Consider the following 15,693-nt stretch of genomic DNA (forward strand, 5'->3'; position numbering starts at 1 on the left):
CCTCGGCCGAGGTCCGACCCGCCCGTTTTCCGCCGGGATCGGCCCGCCGGCTGTCCGGGACCGGACAGCCGGCCGCGGCGCCGACCTCCGCTGCACACTGGGCGGAATGACCGGTTCGCCCCTCGTTCAGGGTCGGGTCGGCCAGGCGTCGGCCGGTGCCGCGCGCGGCGGCCCTCCGACCAGCTCAGCGAGCCGACCCAACCGGCGCCGGCCGGTGATCCGGTACCCCGGGCCGCCCTCGCCTCGGCCAAGCAGTGTGCCGGCCAGGCCGGCGGCGGCGAGCGCTGCACCGATGGGTTGCCAGCACTCCTGGTCGCCCTCGCCGAGCCGGAGCAGGAAGCCGCCGGAGGGCTCCGGCGTCCCGGCCGCGGCGAGCCAGAGCCGCAGCCGCCGGCCGGTGAGGTGAAAGGCGGCCGGCGGGCGTTTCGCCGGGCCGTGCAGCCAGGCGACCGCGAGCGGCTTCAAGACCCGGGTGTACGAGGTACGGACGGCGTGTCGCTCGTCCCCGGTCGGCTCCCAGCTCGCCGCCAGCCCGCGCAGCGCCAACTCGGCGACGAGCACGTGCACCCGCCAGGCGTCGTCCACCTGTATCGAGAGGCGGGCGGTGCCGCCCATCCGCACCACCTCGCCCGGCCCGGCGAGCAGCCCGGCCAGGTCGGCGACCGTCGGTTCGGCCGCCTCCGCACCGAAGAAGACCAGTTGCCGCCCCGCGTCGTCGCTCTGTGGCGGCGAGGACGACGGCAGGCTCGCCCCGGAGCGGAGCGGCCGGGTGCGCCGTCGTGCCGACCCGGGTGCCGGCGCGTCGGGCTCGGGTGCCTGCGCGTGAGGCTCGGGTGCCGGGAACAGCGCCGGCAGCGGCTGGGCCGCTCCGGTGTCGCCGACCCCGCTCAGCGACACTCCGGCACCTCGTCGAAGGCTTGTTTCAGCTCCTCGGAATTGAGCTGGCTGGTGTCCAGGGCGCTGGCGTCGTACTCCTTGTTGAGCGTCTCCACCGCGGCCCGCACACCGTCGTAGAAGACGGTCGGCTCGCCGGTGCCCAACCCGTCGATGGTGTCGCGGGCCCGACCGTAGGCGTCCCGCATCTTCTCCAGTGAGCTGCGGAAACCGGCGGAGATGGCCGCGCCGTTGTCCGTCTCCGGGACGCCGGCCTGCTCCACCTTGCGGCGCGCGGTCTCACTGGCCCGTTCCGCCCCACCGAAGAGCCGCACCAGGTTCTCCTTGGCCTGCGCCGGCGTGGTCTGCGCGGTCATCTGCTCATCCGTGCTGCTGGTCAACTTGCTGATCTCGGAGCGCCACGGGGTGAGCGCGCCGCAGACCGTGGCCGCCCAGGCCCGTGGGCTGGGGCCGCCGCCACAGCCGGCGAGCAGGACGACGAACGTGGCCAGGACCACCGTGAACTTTCCGGCGGCTGACGCCCGGCACGTACGCATGCGTTGCAGCGTACGGCCTTTGGCCAGGTGTGGCACCGGTCAGGACGGCCCGGAGGAGGACCCGGCGGTCCCCGGTCGGCGCAGCACGCCGACCGGGGACCCGATGCCGCGGATGGTCAGGCGTTGACCGTCTCCGGCCGGTGGTCCGTGCTGCCCGCACCGGTGTCGGAGTCGTCCATCGCGATGCCCTTGCGCTTGCTGAACACCACCGACGCCACGATGATCAGCGTGGCCACCACGGCGATGCTCACCCGCACGGGGGTGTTCCGGTCGTCGCCGATGCTGAACGCCACCACAGCCGGCGCGATCAGCAGCGAGACCAGGTTCATCACCTTGAGCAGCGGGTTGATGGCCGGGCCGGCGGTGTCCTTGAACGGGTCACCGACCGTGTCGCCGATGACCGTCGCGGCGTGCGCCTCGGAGCCCTTGCCCCCGTACGCGCCGTCCTCCACCAGCTTCTTGGCGTTGTCCCAGGCACCACCGGAGTTCGCCAGGAAGACCGCCATCAGCGTGCCGGCACCGATCGCCCCGGCCAGGTACGCCGCGAGCGCGCCGGGCCCGAGGCCGAAGCCGACCGCGATCGGCGCCAGGATGGCGAGCAGGCCGGGGGTCATCAGCTCGCGCTGCGCGTCCCGGGTGCAGATGTCCACGACCTTGCCGTACTCCGGGCGCTGGGTGCGGTCCATGATGCCGGGCAGCTCACGGAACTGCCGGCGGACCTCCATCACGACGGCACCGGCCGAGCGGGACACCGCGTTGATGGCCAGCCCGGAGAAGAGGAAGACCACCGCCGCACCGATGATCAGGCCGACCAGGTTGCGCGGGTTGGCCACGTTCAGCGAGTTGAGGATCTCCGTCCCGACGTCGCCCACGCCGGCATCCGCGTACGCGGTGCGGAGCGAGTCGGTGTACGAGCCGAACAGCGCGGTCGCGGCGAGCACCGCGGTGGCGATCGCGATGCCCTTGGTGATCGCCTTGGTGGTGTTGCCGACCGCGTCCAGCTCGGTGAGCGTCCGGGCGCCGTGCTCGTCGATGTCACCGGACATCTCGGCGATGCCCTGGGCGTTGTCGGAGATCGGCCCGAAGGTGTCCATGGCGACGATCACGCCGACCGTGGTGAGCAGGCCGGTACCGGCCAGCGCCACCGCGAACAGCGACAGCGTGATGGAGCTGCCGCCGAGCAGGAACGCGCCGAAGACACCGGCGCCGATCAGCAGCGCCGAGTAGACGGCCGACTCCAGGCCGATGCTGATGCCAGCCAGGATGACGGTGGCCGCACCGGTCTGCGAGCTCTTGCCGATGTCCTGCACCGGGCGCCGGTTGGTCTCGGTGAAGTAGCCGGTCAGTGCCTGGATCGCGGCGGCCAGCACGATGCCGATCACCACCGCGCCGATGGCCACGAGCCGCGGATTGCGGTCGACGTCGGTGAGCCCACCCTCCAACTCGGCGAAGGTCGCCGGCAGGTAGGCGTAGGCGGCGATCGCCACCAGCACCGCGGAGAGCACCGCCGAGATGTAGAAGGCCCGGTTGATCGCGGTCAGGGCGTTGCGGTCGGACGCGCGCAGCCGGGTGATGAAGACTCCGAAGATCGCGACCAGCACGCCGATGGTGGAGATGATCAGCGGGAAGACCAGGCCGTCCTCGCCGAACGCGGCGCGACCGAGGATCAGGGCGGCGACCAGCGTGACCGCGTACGACTCGAACAGGTCGGCGGCCATGCCGGCGCAGTCACCGACGTTGTCGCCCACGTTGTCCGCGATGGTGGCGGCGTTGCGCGGGTCGTCCTCGGGGATGCCCTTCTCGACCTTGCCGACCAGGTCGGCGCCGACGTCGGCGGCCTTGGTGAAGATGCCGCCGCCGACCCGCATGAACATGGCCAGCAGGGCGGCGCCGAAGCCGAAGCCCTCCAGCACGGTCGGCGCGTCACCCCGGTAGACCAGGACGACCAGCGCGGCGCCGAAGAGGCCGAGGCCGACGGTGAGGAAGCCGACCACACCGCCGGTGCGGAAGGCGATCTTCATGGCCGCCTCGCGGCCGCCTTCGCGCTCCCGGGCGGCGGCGGCCACACGCAGGTTCGCGCGGGTGGCCAGCCACATGCCCGCGCCGCCGATGGACGCGCTGAACAGGGCACCCACCACGAAGAAGAGCGAGCGGCCGAACTTCACTGCGGTCTCGCTGCCGTCGGTGTCGTGCACCGGTAGCAGGAAGAGCAGCACCACGGCGATGACAACGAAGATCGCCAGGGTGCGGAATTGGCGGAGCAGGTAGGCCGAGGCGCCCTCCTGGACCGCCCCCGAGATCTCCTGCATGTTGGTGGTGCCCTTGCCGGCTGCCAGTACCGCCTTTGTCAGGGCGGCGGCGAAGGCGAGCGCTACCAGCGCAAGTACCGCGGCGATGACGACGTACGTGACATTGCTACCGGTAAGGGAAAGCCCGCCGCCGTCGGCGGCCAAGGTCTCGGACATCTGTGTCCTCCTGTTACCGAACACTCGCGCCGGTGAGTGGAGACGCACCGACCAGCGCCTGAATGCGGACTCGCAAGCGCGCGCCAACCCACCCCAGCGGACCAGCGATGAACACCCATACCCGCTGGCTGCGGGATGGATCACTTGCTGACAACCCGGGTACTGTAGCCCTCTGCAGTGTCGGAGGTCACACCCAGGTGGCACCGTGTCTCGATGATCTTCGTCGCTGTGTTATGAAACGAAATCTGATATAGGGCCCGGTCCATCACAACAAGGCCGCCTCCCCCGTGGGGAAGCGGCCTGTGGAGCGGGACGGATCAGCGGCCGAGCGGCCACACCATCCGCACCTCGGTGCCGATGCCCTCGTCGACCGGACGCACCTGAAGGTCCTCGACGAAGCCGGCGAGCAGCGCGAAGCCGACGCCGGTGGTCAGCGCCTCGTCGGTGAGCGACTCGTTGGCCAGCGCGTCCGGCGGCAACGCGGCCAGCCCGATGCCGGCCTCGATCGGCGCGCGGTCGACCACCCGCACCGAGTACGACCCGGCGTCGGACATCTCCACCAGCACCGGGTCGGCCAGGCCGTACTGGCGGTGCAGGGCCACCGCCCGGGTGCACGCCTCGCCGATGGCCAGGCGCACCTCGTCCAGCAGGTCCTCCCGGACCCCGGCACGCCGGGCGACGGCGACACCGACCAGCCTGGCGGTGCGCACGTGAACCGGCGCTGGGGAGAAGGAGAGGCGGACCGTCGCCATCACGCGCTGGCGCCGGTCGGCTCCGCGCCAACGGCAGCGTCGACCGTGGGGTGCAGCGGGAACACCTGGTCCAACGCGGTGATCCGGAAGATCTTGAGCAGGGGCTCCTTGTCGCAGACCAGGGCGAACGAGCCGCCGGCCGTACGGAGCCGCTTGAGCGCGCCCACCAGCACGCCCAGCCCGGTGGAGTCGAGGAAGTCCACCCGACCGAGGTCGACCACCACGTGCCGGGCGCCACCGTCGATCAGTTCGAGAAGCCGTTCGCGGAGCCGGGGCGCGGTGTAGACGTCCACCTCACCGCCGACCTCGAGCACCGTGTGTTCGCCCACGGTGCGGGTCGCCAGCGACAGCTCCATCGGTCCTCCTTGCCAGAGCCGTAAACTCTCCTGGGCATCTAACCACTACCGCCGGGACACCCTGCGGTCACCGGCGGCGGCTTCCCTATACCCCCCGGTCCGACTTTTCATCTCCGAACACCAGTGCGAGAGTGCAGGACGTGACTCACGACAGCTTCAGCTCGGCGCACCTGTCGCCGCGCCACGACCTGAAGCCGTCGTCTCTCGCCACCGTATCCGCAGGTCCCGGCCCCGGACCATCGCCGACCGACCTGCTGCGCCGGCTGCGCGCCCGGGGCGCCGGCGACCCGGTCACCCACGTCGAGCGGGTGCCGGCCCGCGCCGGGGTGCCCGCGCCGTGGCCGACGTGGGCACCGACGGAGCTTCGCACGGCGTTCGCCGGCCGTGGCGTGGTCGCGCCCTGGCGGCATCAGGCCGAGGCCGCCAACCTGGCGTACGACGGTGGGCACGTGGTGGTCGCCACCGGCACCGCGTCCGGCAAGTCACTGGCGTACCAGCTCCCGGCGCTGGCCACGCTGCTCGCCGACCCCCGGGCCACCGTGCTCTACCTGGCGCCGACCAAGGCGCTCGCCGCCGACCAGCTGCGGGCCGTCACCGCGCTGGAGCTGGAGGGGGTACGCCCGGCCTGCTACGACGGGGACACTCCGCGTGCCGAGCGGGAGTGGATCCGCCGGCACTCCCGGTTCGTGCTGACCAACCCGGACATGCTGCACCACGGCATCCTGCCCGGGCACGCCCAGTGGTCCGGCTTCCTGCGCCGCCTGGCGTACGTGGTGATCGACGAGTGCCACACCTACCGGGGCGTCTTCGGCTCACACGTGGCGCACGTGCTGCGCCGGCTGCGCCGCCAGTGCGCCCGGTTCGGGGCGACCCCGGTGTTCGTGCTCGCCTCGGCGACCTCCGGCGACCCGGCGACCGCGGCCGGGCGGCTGACCGGCCTGCCGGTGACCGCCGTCACCGAGGACGCCTCACCGCGCGGCGGGGTGACCTTCGCGCTCTGGGAACCACCGCTGCTCCCACCCGACTCCTCGGCGGCATCTTCCCTGGCGCCGGCCCAGGCGGCGGGCGGGCACGACGACATGCCGGACCTCGTCCAGGTCCGCCGGTCGGCGCTGCGGGAGACCGCGGACCTGCTCGCCGACACGGTCGCCGAGGGGGTACGCACGCTCGCGTTCGTCCGGTCCCGCAAGGGCGCCGAGGTGGTGGCCGCCAGCGCGCGTCGGGCGTTGGACGATGCGGTCCCCGGGCTCGGCGACCGGGTGGCCGCCTACCGGGGCGGCTACCTACGCGAGGAGCGGCGCGAGCTGGAGCGGGCGCTCCTGGAGGGTGACCTGCTCGGCCTGGCCTCCACCAACGCGCTGGAGCTGGGCGTCGACCTGATCGGGCTGGACGCGGTGCTGATCTGCGGATACCCGGGCACCCGGGCGTCGCTCTGGCAACAGGCGGGCCGCGCCGGGCGCTCCGGGCAGGAGGCTCTGGCGGTGTTGGTGGCCCGGGACGACCCGCTGGACACCTATCTGGTGCACCACCCGGAGGCCATCTTCGGGGCGCCGGTCGAGGCGACGGTGCTCGACCCGGCCAACCCGTACGTGCTGGCCCCGCAGTTGGCCTGCGCCGCCGTCGAGGCACCGCTCACCCCGGCTGACCTGGCGCTCTTCGGCGACGGGGCGAAGGAGGCGATCGACGAGCTGGTGGCGGCCGGGGCGCTGCGGCAGCGACCCACCGGCTGGTACTGGCGGCACCGGGAGCGCCCCGAGGTGGACCTGCGCGGCGAGGGCGGCTCCCCGGTAGCCGTGGTGGAGTCGGCCACCGGCCGGCTGCTCGGCACGGTGGACGGCGGCTCCTCGCACTTTTTGCTCCACCCCGGCGCGGTCTACCTGCACCAGGGCGTCTCGTACGTGGTCGACGACCTCGACCTCGCCGACGGCTGCGCGCTGGTGCACGTCGAGGAGCCGGACTGGTCCACCCACGCCCGGGACGTCACCGATCTCTCCGTGGTCTCGGTGCGCTCCTACGTGGACGCCGGGCCGGTCGGCATGTTCCTCGGCGAGGTCGACGTGACCAGTCAGGTGGTGTCGTACCAGCGGCGGCGGATCGCCACCGGCGAGGTGATCGACACCCGGCCGCTCGACCTGCCCACCCGGGAGCTGCGCACGGTCGCGGTCTGGTTCACCCTGTCGCCGCAGTCGCTGACTCTTGCCGGGGTCCAGCCGGCCGACGTACCGGGTGCGCTGCACGCCGCCGAACACGCCGCGATCGGCCTGCTGCCGCTGATGGCCACCTGCGACCGGTGGGACATCGGCGGGCTCTCCACCGCGGTGCACCCGGACACCGAGGCGCCGACTGTCTTCGTCTACGACGGACATCCGGGGGGCGCCGGCTTCGCCGAGCGGGCGTACGGGACGGCTTCGGCGTGGCTGCGGGCCACCCGGGACGCGATCGCGGAGTGCGGCTGCGAGACCGGCTGCCCCTCGTGCGTGCAGTCGCCGAAGTGCGGCAACGGCAACAACCCGCTCTCCAAGCCGGACGCGATCCGGGTGCTCGACGTGGTGCTGGCGAACCTGCCCGCCTGAGCCGCGCTGCATGATCAGGAGAAACTCACCACCGACCAGCAGATCGCGCTCGGGTCCGCGCTGGCCGCCCTGGCCCAAGCGGAACGGCTGGAGCAGATCAACGAACGGCTGCGCGGTATCCACCAGATCCTCAACGGCTGGGCGATACGCGCCACCGTCGACGGCCGCTGACCGTCACCGGAACCGATGGACGAGGTGGATCCACCGCTGGTGGGAGCGCCGGGGGATGCGGGCCGGCGGCAGTTGCCGGGCTGTGCGAGACTCCGGCCCACCAACCCCCTGAGGAGACCACATGCAGCTCGACAATTTGCAGACCCTGCGGCAGTTCCACATCCGCCAGCGACTGCGGATGATGGTCAACCAGTACGAGGTCCGGGCGGTCTCGCCGGACGGCACCGAAGGTGAGTTGCTGGCGTTCGCGCAGCAGAAGCGGCTCGCCTTCAAGGAGCAGGTGACGATCTACACCGATGACTCCAAGCAGCAGCCCCTGCTCGGCTTCAAGGCCCGCCAGCGCATCGACCTCGGTGCCACGTACGACGTCACCGACGCTGCCGGCAACCCGATCGGCCTGTTCCGCAAGGACTTCGCCCAGTCGCTGCTCCGCTCCACCTGGCACGTCGAGCAGGCCGGCCTGCCGCAGGTGACCGGTCAGGAGCGCAGCATGCCGGTGGCGCTGCTGCGCCGCTTCGTCGACTCGCTGTCCTGGCTGCCGTACCACTTCGACTTCACCGCTGGCGGCCAGCCGGTCTTCTCCGTGATCAAGAAGTGGGGCCTGCGCGACAAGTACGTCGTCGAGGTGCACAACCCGCAGATCGACCGCCGTCTGGTCATCGCGATGGCCGTCGCCCTCGACGCGCTCCAGTCCCGCTGACGCACCCGGCCCACTCGGCCACCCACCCCTTCGGCCGCTGGCCGGGACACGGGCCCCCAGCCCACGTTCCGGCCAGCAGGCTGCCGGCCGCCGGCTATCGGCTGCGGCTGCGTCTGCGTCATGGCGAGCGACGGGTAGGGGTCGAGCCGTTCAGCCGCGAACCGGGCCGGCGCGGGCCGTAGACGCCGCGACCCGGGTCAGACCGGGCAGAGGCGTGATCACGACCTCGACGGTCACCAGCACGTCCAGCCCGTCGAGACGACAGGCGACCAGCCGCCCACCGTTGCGACCGGTGACGTCGGCGGCGAACGCGCATGCCGCCGCGTCGCCGTCGAACGCCCTGGCGGCCCCGGCCAGCGCACCCAGGTCGGCCGCCACCGCCGCCCGTTGAGCCGCCATTCCGGTCGCAACGACGGCGGCGCCGAACGTCCCTACCAGCACGAAGACCAGCCCCACCGCCAACAGGAGAACGGTAGCCCCACCGCGATCGCGATCCTGCCGCTCGGCACCGAGCCGCTCGGTGCTCGGTCGTTCCCCTCGCGACCACTCAACCTCCGGGCGGTCGGTGCTCGGCCGTTCCCCGCGCGACCAGTCGACCTTCGTGCGTTCGGTGTTCGGCCGCCTGCGGCGCAGGTGCGGCGGGCTGGTCGTGGTTGCTTGCTCCGACATGCCCTGCCGTCTGTTCACCGGCTCTCCTCCATGGCCCCGGGTTCCACGGCCGCGACGGCGGTGGCGACCACGGTGATCCGCGGGAGTCGACCGCCCAACGCGCGTACAGGTGCCCGCACCGTCGCCTGCGCGAGATCCCCGTCGATTGACACCGACACCTCCGCCCCCGGCGGCGCCACGTCCCGGCCGTCAGCGCTACCGTCCGCGCCCCGAGCGGCGGCCAGCGCGGCCTCCCGGGCCGCGTGCAGGCAACTCGCCCGGATGCTGACGGCGTTGACAGCGGTCAGGCCCGCGAGCAGAAGCAGGAGCAGCGCCGGCAGGCCAGCCGCCAGTTCGGCGGTGAAGGACCCCCGGTCGCCATCGCCCGCCCGGAGGCCGATGCGGAATCTCCGCCCGCCGCCGGCCGTCCACTCGGTAGCGCCGGTCCCCCGATCGCGGCCGGCCTGCCGGCGCCCGATCACTTGAGCGCCCGGTCGATGACGGCGGTCAGCGCCGACTGGACGTTGCCGGAGGTCAGGACCTTCAACAGGATCCCGGCGAACGCGACGGCAGCGAGAGTGCCGACGGCGTACTCGGCGGTGTTCATCCCGGCGTCGCCACGCAGGCGGCCGATGAGTTTGCGCATGGCTGTTTCCCTTCTCGATGGGTCAGAGCACGTCGCCGAGGACGGCGACGATCACCGGCACCAGGCCGGCGAGAATGAACGCCGGGAGGAAGCAGAGCCCCAACGGCAGGACGATGAGCACACCCGCTCGGCGGGCCGACGCTTCGGCGGCGGTGGCCCGGTCGGCGCGCAGGTCGTCGGCGAGCCGGGTCAGCGCACCGGCCAGGGCGGCCCCGCTGTTGGCCGAGCGGAACGCGGCCGCGGTCAATCGCTCCGCCCCCGGCACCCCATCCAGCGCGGACCACGCCTCCGCCGGACCACCGCCGAGCAGCAGGGTGCGGCCGACCCGGGCCAGCCGGTCGGCGAGCGGGCCGTCCAGCGCCTCGGCCACGGCCAGCACCGAGCGGTCCACCGGGGCGCCCGCCCGCATCGCAGCGGCCAGCAGGTCGGCGGCGAGCGGCAGGTCGGCGGCCTCCCGGAGTCGCCGGTTGCGGGCGGTCGGCGACTCGATCCGCCGCAGCAGCAGGTCCAGCAGGACCGCAGTCGGAACCGCGCCGAGCAGCCCGAGCCAGCCTCCGATCACCACGGCCACGGCGATCCCGCCCAGAGCTGCGGCGAGCCGGATCACGTCCGGGCGCCGCCGGCCGGCCGCTGCGCTCGCTCCCGCGCTGGGAACCGTCCGGGACATCAACCGGCCCGCCCCGGCGTCGCGCCGAGCCGCTCGGCCCAGAACAGGCCGACGACCTGCAAGGCGACCGCGAGGACCGCACAGACCCCGCCGACCGTGCTGTGCAGGAGCACCGCCACGGGATCCACGCCGACGCCGTAACCGAGCCCGATCCCGCCGATCGGCAGGGCCGCCAGCAACCAGGCCGTGGCCCGAGCGCCAGCCGCCTGCGCCGCCGCGGCTGCCAGCCCCCGGTCGGTCGCCCGGGCGTCCGCCTCGATCCGCTCGACGAGTTCGGCGAGCGGCGCGCCCGTCCGGTCCGCCAGCCGCACCGCGGCCGAGGTCAACTGGCGAAGCCGGTCCGCACCACCCGACCCGCTTGCGTTGGCGACCTCGACGACCGACGGGACGGGCAGGCCTGCCCGGAGATCCGCCGCGAGACCGCACAGCTGGTCCAGCCCGCGCCGTCGGTTCCGCTCGACCTGCCGGTTCGTCCGCCAGCGCAGCAGAGCGCGCACGGCCAGCATGCCGTAGCCGGCAGCCGCGACGGCGGCCACCGGGCCGGCGAGCACGGCGCCAGTGCCGGCGCCCGCCAGGCCGACCAGCAGCAGTACGCGCGCCGGTGATGGCGGGACGCGCGCCGGCGCACCCGCCCCGCGCGGTCCGCCGACCGGCATCCCCGCCGGACCGACGAGCTGGCGCCCACGGCGATCGACGTCTCTGGACCCGTCGGCCGTGCCGGCGGGATCGCCCCGACGCTCCACGTCCGGGCCTCCGCCGTCGACCGTCGGCACGGAGAGGGACGTGGCGGCACCCCGCCCGGCCTCCAGGGGCCCGGCCGCTGGCCGGGCGGTACCTGCCGGCCGACGGGGATCCCGACGGGTCGGCGGGCGTGCCGGACCTGCCGGACGGGTGGACCCCGCCGAGGCGCTCGCCAACGATGGCCAGGTCTGGCCGCCAGCGACGTCCCGAGTGGGCCAGCCGACCGGCATCCGCGCACCACTGAACCCGTCGGCCGGTCCGTCAAGGGGACGGCCGAGTTCGGTGACCCAGTCCACCAGCGGGTCGTCCGGTTCGGCCCGCGCGTTTCCACGGCCCGCCGACGTCAGCACCCGACGGCGGCGCCCCCGGATGCTGTGCACGGGCCAGGCCACCAGTGCCGCGGCGGCCAACAGCAGCGTCACCACCAGCACCGCTCCGCCGGTCATGCCGGACCCGCCGATCCGGGCCACGGCTCGCCGAGTATCGGAGGTACCGCCACGCCACGGTCCCGCAGCAGCGCCCCGAACGCGCGCGCGGCCAGCCCTAGCCCCCGGCCGCGCACCCAGGCGGGCACCACGGTGACCAACCGGTCGGGCCCCTCCGGGAGCAGCAGGCAGATCGACTCCAGGACGCGCCCCCGGTCGCCGCGGCGCACCTGAAACAACACCTGCAACGCGGCGATCACCTGGGCGTGCAGCGCGGCACGGGGCAGCCCACCCAGCATGCCGAGCGCCTCCAGTCGGGCCGGCACGTCGGACGGGGTGTTGGCGTGCAGCGTGCCGGCGCCCCCGTCGTGGCCCGTGTTCAGCGCGGCAAGCAGGTCGACCACCTCGCCGCCCCGACACTCCCCGACCACCAGCCGGTCCGGGCGCATCCGCAACGCCTGCCGGACCAGATCGCCGAGGCTCACCACGCCCGATCCCTCCACATTGGCCGTACGCGCCTGGAGCCCCACCACATGCGGGTGCCCCGGGTGCAGCTCGGCGGCGTCCTCCACCAGCACGATCCGCTCGGTGGACGGCACCAACCCGAGCAGCGTGTTGAGCAGCGTGGTCTTGCCCGACCCCGTGCCGCCGGTGACCAGGTACGCCAGCCGGGCCGCGACGACGGCGGCGAGCACCGGTGCCACTGGTCGCGGCACGGTCCCCTGGTGCACCAGCTCGTCGAGGGTGAACGGCCGGTGCCGGAAGGTCCGCAGGGACAGGTACGGGCCCTCGGTCGCCACCGGCGGCAGCACGGCGTGCAGCCGGGTGCCGTCGGGGAGCCGGGCGTCCGCGTACGGGGAGCCGTCGTCGAGCCGCCGCCCGGCGCTGGCGATCAGTCGCTGCGCCAACCGGCGGACGTCCTCCACCGAGCCCACCGGGATCGCCACCTGGTGCAGCCCTGCCCCCCGGTCGACCCAGACCCGGGTGCCGTTGACCAGTACGTCGGTCACCTCCGGGTCGGCCAGCAGCGGAGCCAGCGGCCCGGCGCCGACGAGGTCGTCGTGGACCCGGTCGGCGATCCGAAGCACGGCGGTGTCACCGAGCACCGCGGCGGTGGGCTCGGCCCGTACCGCCGAGACGATCGCCGCCGGGGTGACCGGTGTGGTGGCCGCGGCGATGCGCTGCCGTACCCGGGCGGCGAGGGTGCCGTCCTCCGGCCGGCCCGTCATGCCGCACCCGCGGCCGGAACGCCGGTGAGCTCGGTGACGATCCGCTGGCAGAGGGCGGCCAGCGGACCCTTGCCGGCGGCGGCCGGGGCCTCGCCCCGTTCCAGCCCGCGGCAGAGCCCCGGCTCGGGCCGCAGCGTGCCGGCGAGCGGAAGCCCGAGTGCCCGCGCCACCTCGGTCGCGCGCAACCGGCCCGGGGCGGGCCCGCGCACCACCACCGAGAGCGCGGCGCAGTGCGGGACGGCGGCGGCCACCACCCGCGCGGCTGCCGCGGTGGCTCGCAGCTCGGCCGGGACGACGACGAACGCCTGATCGGCCGCCTGCAACGCCATCACGGCGGCGTCGTCCAGCTGCCGAGGCAGGTCGATCACCACGAAGTCCCGGCCACGCCGGGCCGCGTCGAGGGTCGCCGCCATCGCCGCCGCGGGCAACGCCAGCAGGTCGCCGCGGTCCCAGGAGAGCACCACCAGGTCACCGCGGCTGGGTAGGGCCCGGACCAACGCTGGGGCGTCGACCCTCCCGTCCGCACCGGTGAGTGAGGGCCAGCGCAGCCCTTCCAACTGCTCCCAGCCCAGCACGAGGTCGAGGCCACCGCCGAGCGGGTCGGCGTCGACCAGCAGGGTGCGCAGCCGGGCCCGGGCGGCGGTCACGGCAAGCCCGCCGGCGAGCACGCTCGCTCCGGCGCCGCCCCGCCCACCGAGCAGCGCGACGATCCGGGCGCCGGAGCCGTCCGGACGGTCCGGGCCGTGCTCGGCGAACCGATCCACCAGCCACGGTTCCGCGGCGGGCAACGCGGCGACGTGCTCGGCGCCGATCAGCTCGGCGATCTGCCAGCCGGGGTCGATCTGGCCGGCCCGGCCGACCAGCACCAGCCGGGGCCGGTGCGGCAGCCGGGCACGCAGGCACGGCTGCGCCTGGTCGGCGCCGAGCAGCACCAGCGGTGCGGGAAGCCAGCGGGTACGGGCGGCCGCCGGGTCGGCGGCGAGCTCAACCTCGGTCCCGCCTGCGGCGGCGAGCCGGAGCAGGTCGTCGAGCAGATCGCCGTCCCCTGTGACGACCAGGGGAAGTCGTCGGATCGGCGGAACGGAGGTACGGGGTGCCATCGCGGCCTCCAGCGGGTCGGGCTCGGGTGTGCCGCCGACCCTGCTCGGGATCCGCCCCGCAAACCGTCCCGACCGCGCCGCCTGTGGACAACGCGGCGGGCTGTGGACAACGCCCGGCGAGACAGTTGATCTGCTACGCGCGGGGCATTTCCGACCGATGCTCCGGCTGGAATGGAAACGCGGCAGGGCCGCTCCCGAGGGAGCGGCCCCGCTGCCGGCGGTCAGCCGAGCCGGTCGGTCCAGGCGGTATCGAGGATCACCTTGTACGAGCTGATCCGGACGGGCGCGAGCGTCAGCCGCTCGTGGGCGAGCAGCTCGCCCGTCTGTGGGTCGAAGATCAGCAGGGACTGCGCGTCGTGCTCGCGGTCGTCGAAGGTGACCGCGACACCCTTCCGTCCAGCGCGGTCGGTCACCTGCCCTCGCCAGCGGAAGCCGGGAACGTCGGCGAGGACCCGCAGGATCTCCGCGCGGGTCTGCCGCGGCACCACGTACCGCCCGTACACCGTGCTGACCTCCTTGCTCACCGCACCCGCGCCGTGGGCGGCCTTCAGCAGCTCGCGCAGCTGCGACCGATCAGCCTGCGGTGGCGTGAGTTCTCTGGGCGGCAGCGGAACGGTGGCGGGTGCGGGGGTGCCGGCGACCGCAGGGCCCTTCCCGAGATTGCGTTGCCAGTAGTCCCGGGACTCCTGGTCGGGATACTGCGGTTCCAGTTGGATGGTGGTCTGGTTCCCGGTCCCGTCGGCGGCCTGCCAGACCTTGGTCTCGTCGGCGAATGCGACGTGGTGGCGGCCGTCAGCGGAGGTCATCACCGGGTCGCCCCACAGCTTCGTGTGGTGATACATGTAGCGCCCGCTGCTGTTGTCGTACTCCGCGTCGACGAGCCTGCTGGCCAGGGCGCGCAGCTGCGGGCCGGCCGCTGGGGCGTCCGAGTCGAACTGGTACGCGACCGGCACGAGCACCGATCCGGGTGCGGCAACCGGCACATCCCCGGTGTCCGGGGCGACCTTGTCGAACGGCTGGAGGACCGCCACGGCGCCAGCCGCGACGGCCAACGTCCCGGCCGTCAGAACCAGCCGACGGGTCGGGCGTGCGCGGCGATGACCGACGACTGGCTCGGCGCCGCCGGCACGGTCGATCAGGTCGCGCGCCGAGACCGAGGATGGCGCCACGGCGGCGTCGCGGGCCGGGTCGACCGGGCCGAGGAGGGTACGGGTTGGCTCTGCTCCGAACATCACAGGTCCTCTCGAATGGTCGCCAACACCGGACGCCGGGGCCGGACGGGCTGATCTGACATCGCTTCGGTGAGACGGCGGCGGGCACGGTGCAGACGCACCGCCACAGTGGCGCGGGCGCAGCCCAGAACCTGGGCCGCCTCGGAGACCGTCAGCTCCTCCCAGCCGATCAGCCGGAGGATCTCCTGGTCGAGGTCGCTGAGGGTGGCCAGGGCCGCCCGGACGTCGGCGACCCCCACGGTGGCGTCGGCGCCGGACGGATGCGCCACCCGCGCGAGGTCGGCGTCGGTGATCGGCAGGACGTCCGGGGCGGCGCGCCGGGACCGCCACTGGTTCGCCAGCAGGCGCCGGGCCACCCCGTACAGCCAGGGCAGGCTGCGGTCCGGCACCTCACCGCGACGCCGCCACGCGACGACGAAGACCTCCTGGGCGAGCTCCGCCGACGCGTCCGCGTCGGCGAGTCGACGCAGTCCGTACCTGACGATGTGCGCGTACTCGGCGGCGTAGAGCCTGGTGAACCAGACCTCGTCGCGATTCTCCGGTGGACCCACCCGAACC

At 73.7% G+C, this 15,693-nt stretch carries 16 protein-coding genes; 2 read left to right on the plus strand and 14 right to left on the minus strand.

The window, feature by feature from the left end; all coding sequences use genetic code 11:
- Positions 1 to 126: 126 nt before the first annotated feature.
- The 5 genes from ACFY29_RS12980 to ACFY29_RS13000 form a co-directional block, all read right to left on the minus strand.
- Positions 127 to 897, minus strand: coding sequence for a hypothetical protein (locus ACFY29_RS12980; RefSeq protein WP_386985641.1), 771 nt, complete (start codon positions 895 to 897; stop codon positions 127 to 129).
- On the minus strand, positions 888 to 1,430 hold the full coding sequence (locus ACFY29_RS12985) for a hypothetical protein (RefSeq protein WP_386985643.1): 543 nt from the start codon (positions 1,428 to 1,430) through the stop codon (positions 888 to 890). Before ACFY29_RS12985 ends, ACFY29_RS12980 begins: the two co-directional genes overlap by 10 nt.
- A 116-nt stretch (positions 1,431 to 1,546) precedes the next feature.
- Positions 1,547 to 3,895, minus strand: coding sequence for a sodium-translocating pyrophosphatase (locus ACFY29_RS12990; RefSeq protein WP_328422731.1), 2,349 nt, complete (start codon positions 3,893 to 3,895; stop codon positions 1,547 to 1,549).
- A 317-nt stretch (positions 3,896 to 4,212) separates the two neighbouring features.
- The gene (locus ACFY29_RS12995; RefSeq protein WP_328422729.1) at positions 4,213 to 4,650 is read right to left on the minus strand and encodes an ATP-binding protein; all 438 of its coding nucleotides are present in this window, start codon (positions 4,648 to 4,650) and stop codon (positions 4,213 to 4,215) included.
- The gene (locus tag ACFY29_RS13000) at positions 4,647 to 5,003 is read right to left on the minus strand and encodes an STAS domain-containing protein (RefSeq protein ID WP_074316127.1); all 357 of its coding nucleotides are present in this window, start codon (positions 5,001 to 5,003) and stop codon (positions 4,647 to 4,649) included. Before ACFY29_RS13000 ends, ACFY29_RS12995 begins: the two co-directional genes overlap by 4 nt.
- Before the next feature lie 188 nt (positions 5,004 to 5,191).
- Here ACFY29_RS13000 and ACFY29_RS13005 point away from each other — a divergent pair, with 188 nt between their 5' ends.
- Positions 5,192 to 7,576: a DEAD/DEAH box helicase gene (locus ACFY29_RS13005; protein WP_386986713.1), complete on the plus strand. Its 2,385-nt coding sequence runs from the start codon at positions 5,192 to 5,194 to the stop codon at positions 7,574 to 7,576.
- A 292-nt stretch (positions 7,577 to 7,868) separates the two neighbouring features.
- Positions 7,869 to 8,447 (plus strand): hypothetical protein, encoded by a 579-nt coding sequence (locus ACFY29_RS13010; protein ID WP_328422721.1) that lies wholly within the window; start codon positions 7,869 to 7,871, stop codon positions 8,445 to 8,447.
- 150 nt (positions 8,448 to 8,597) lie between these two features.
- Here ACFY29_RS13010 and ACFY29_RS13015 read toward each other — a convergent pair whose 3' ends face one another.
- The 9 genes from ACFY29_RS13015 to ACFY29_RS13055 form a co-directional block, all read right to left on the minus strand.
- Complete coding sequence (locus ACFY29_RS13015) at positions 8,598 to 9,080, minus strand: Rv3654c family TadE-like protein (RefSeq protein ID WP_386986716.1); 483 nt, start codon at positions 9,078 to 9,080, stop codon at positions 8,598 to 8,600.
- A 50-nt stretch (positions 9,081 to 9,130) separates the two neighbouring features.
- On the minus strand, positions 9,131 to 9,496 hold the full coding sequence (locus ACFY29_RS13020) for a TadE family type IV pilus minor pilin (protein WP_386986719.1): 366 nt from the start codon (positions 9,494 to 9,496) through the stop codon (positions 9,131 to 9,133).
- Positions 9,497 to 9,573: 77 nt separating this feature from the next.
- Positions 9,574 to 9,741: a DUF4244 domain-containing protein gene (locus ACFY29_RS13025; RefSeq protein ID WP_151492073.1), complete on the minus strand. Its 168-nt coding sequence runs from the start codon at positions 9,739 to 9,741 to the stop codon at positions 9,574 to 9,576.
- 22 nt (positions 9,742 to 9,763) lie between these two features.
- Positions 9,764 to 10,408, minus strand: a complete 645-nt coding sequence (locus ACFY29_RS13030; RefSeq protein WP_386985646.1) for a type II secretion system F family protein — start codon at positions 10,406 to 10,408, stop codon at positions 9,764 to 9,766.
- Entirely contained in the window at positions 10,408 to 11,379 is a 972-nt protein-coding gene (locus ACFY29_RS13035; protein WP_386986722.1) for a hypothetical protein, read from the minus strand. Before ACFY29_RS13035 ends, ACFY29_RS13030 begins: the two co-directional genes overlap by 1 nt.
- A gap of 212 nt (positions 11,380 to 11,591) precedes the next feature.
- Complete coding sequence (locus ACFY29_RS13040) at positions 11,592 to 12,803, minus strand: TadA family conjugal transfer-associated ATPase (protein ID WP_386985648.1); 1,212 nt, start codon at positions 12,801 to 12,803, stop codon at positions 11,592 to 11,594.
- A complete protein-coding gene (gene ssd, locus ACFY29_RS13045) occupies positions 12,800 to 13,903 on the minus strand; it encodes a septum site-determining protein Ssd (RefSeq protein WP_386985650.1) in 1,104 nt (367 codons plus the stop codon). Before ssd ends, ACFY29_RS13040 begins: the two co-directional genes overlap by 4 nt.
- 221 nt (positions 13,904 to 14,124) lie before the next feature.
- Complete coding sequence (locus ACFY29_RS13050) at positions 14,125 to 15,135, minus strand: CU044_5270 family protein (RefSeq protein ID WP_386985652.1); 1,011 nt, start codon at positions 15,133 to 15,135, stop codon at positions 14,125 to 14,127.
- Complete coding sequence (locus ACFY29_RS13055) at positions 15,135 to 15,686, minus strand: RNA polymerase sigma factor (protein ID WP_386985654.1); 552 nt, start codon at positions 15,684 to 15,686, stop codon at positions 15,135 to 15,137. The genes ACFY29_RS13050 and ACFY29_RS13055 overlap by 1 nt, the downstream gene beginning before the upstream one ends.
- Positions 15,687 to 15,693: the final 7 nt, after the last annotated feature.

It is taken from the genome of Micromonospora sp. NPDC000668, assembly GCF_042897975.1.
GTDB lineage: Bacteria > Actinomycetota > Actinomycetes > Mycobacteriales > Micromonosporaceae > Micromonospora.

Coding starts and splice junctions, on each gene's coding strand:
- ACFY29_RS13000 (WP_074316127.1), bottom strand. CDS start 5,003: ATGGAGCTGTCGCTGGCGACCCGCACCGTGGGCGAACACACGGTGCTC.
- ACFY29_RS13035 (WP_386986722.1), bottom strand. CDS start 11,379: ATGCCGGTCGGCTGGCCCACTCGGGACGTCGCTGGCGGCCAGACCTGG.
- ssd (WP_386985650.1), bottom strand. CDS start 13,903: ATGGCACCCCGTACCTCCGTTCCGCCGATCCGACGACTTCCCCTGGTC.
- ACFY29_RS13030 (WP_386985646.1), bottom strand. CDS start 10,408: ATGTCCCGGACGGTTCCCAGCGCGGGAGCGAGCGCAGCGGCCGGCCGG.
- ACFY29_RS13050 (WP_386985652.1), bottom strand. CDS start 15,135: ATGTTCGGAGCAGAGCCAACCCGTACCCTCCTCGGCCCGGTCGACCCG.
- ACFY29_RS12985 (WP_386985643.1), bottom strand. CDS start 1,430: ATGCGTACGTGCCGGGCGTCAGCCGCCGGAAAGTTCACGGTGGTCCTG.
- ACFY29_RS12990 (WP_328422731.1), bottom strand. CDS start 3,895: ATGTCCGAGACCTTGGCCGCCGACGGCGGCGGGCTTTCCCTTACCGGT.
- ACFY29_RS13025 (WP_151492073.1), bottom strand. CDS start 9,741: ATGCGCAAACTCATCGGCCGCCTGCGTGGCGACGCCGGGATGAACACC.
- ACFY29_RS13010 (WP_328422721.1), top strand. CDS start 7,869: ATGCAGCTCGACAATTTGCAGACCCTGCGGCAGTTCCACATCCGCCAG.
- ACFY29_RS13040 (WP_386985648.1), bottom strand. CDS start 12,803: ATGACGGGCCGGCCGGAGGACGGCACCCTCGCCGCCCGGGTACGGCAG.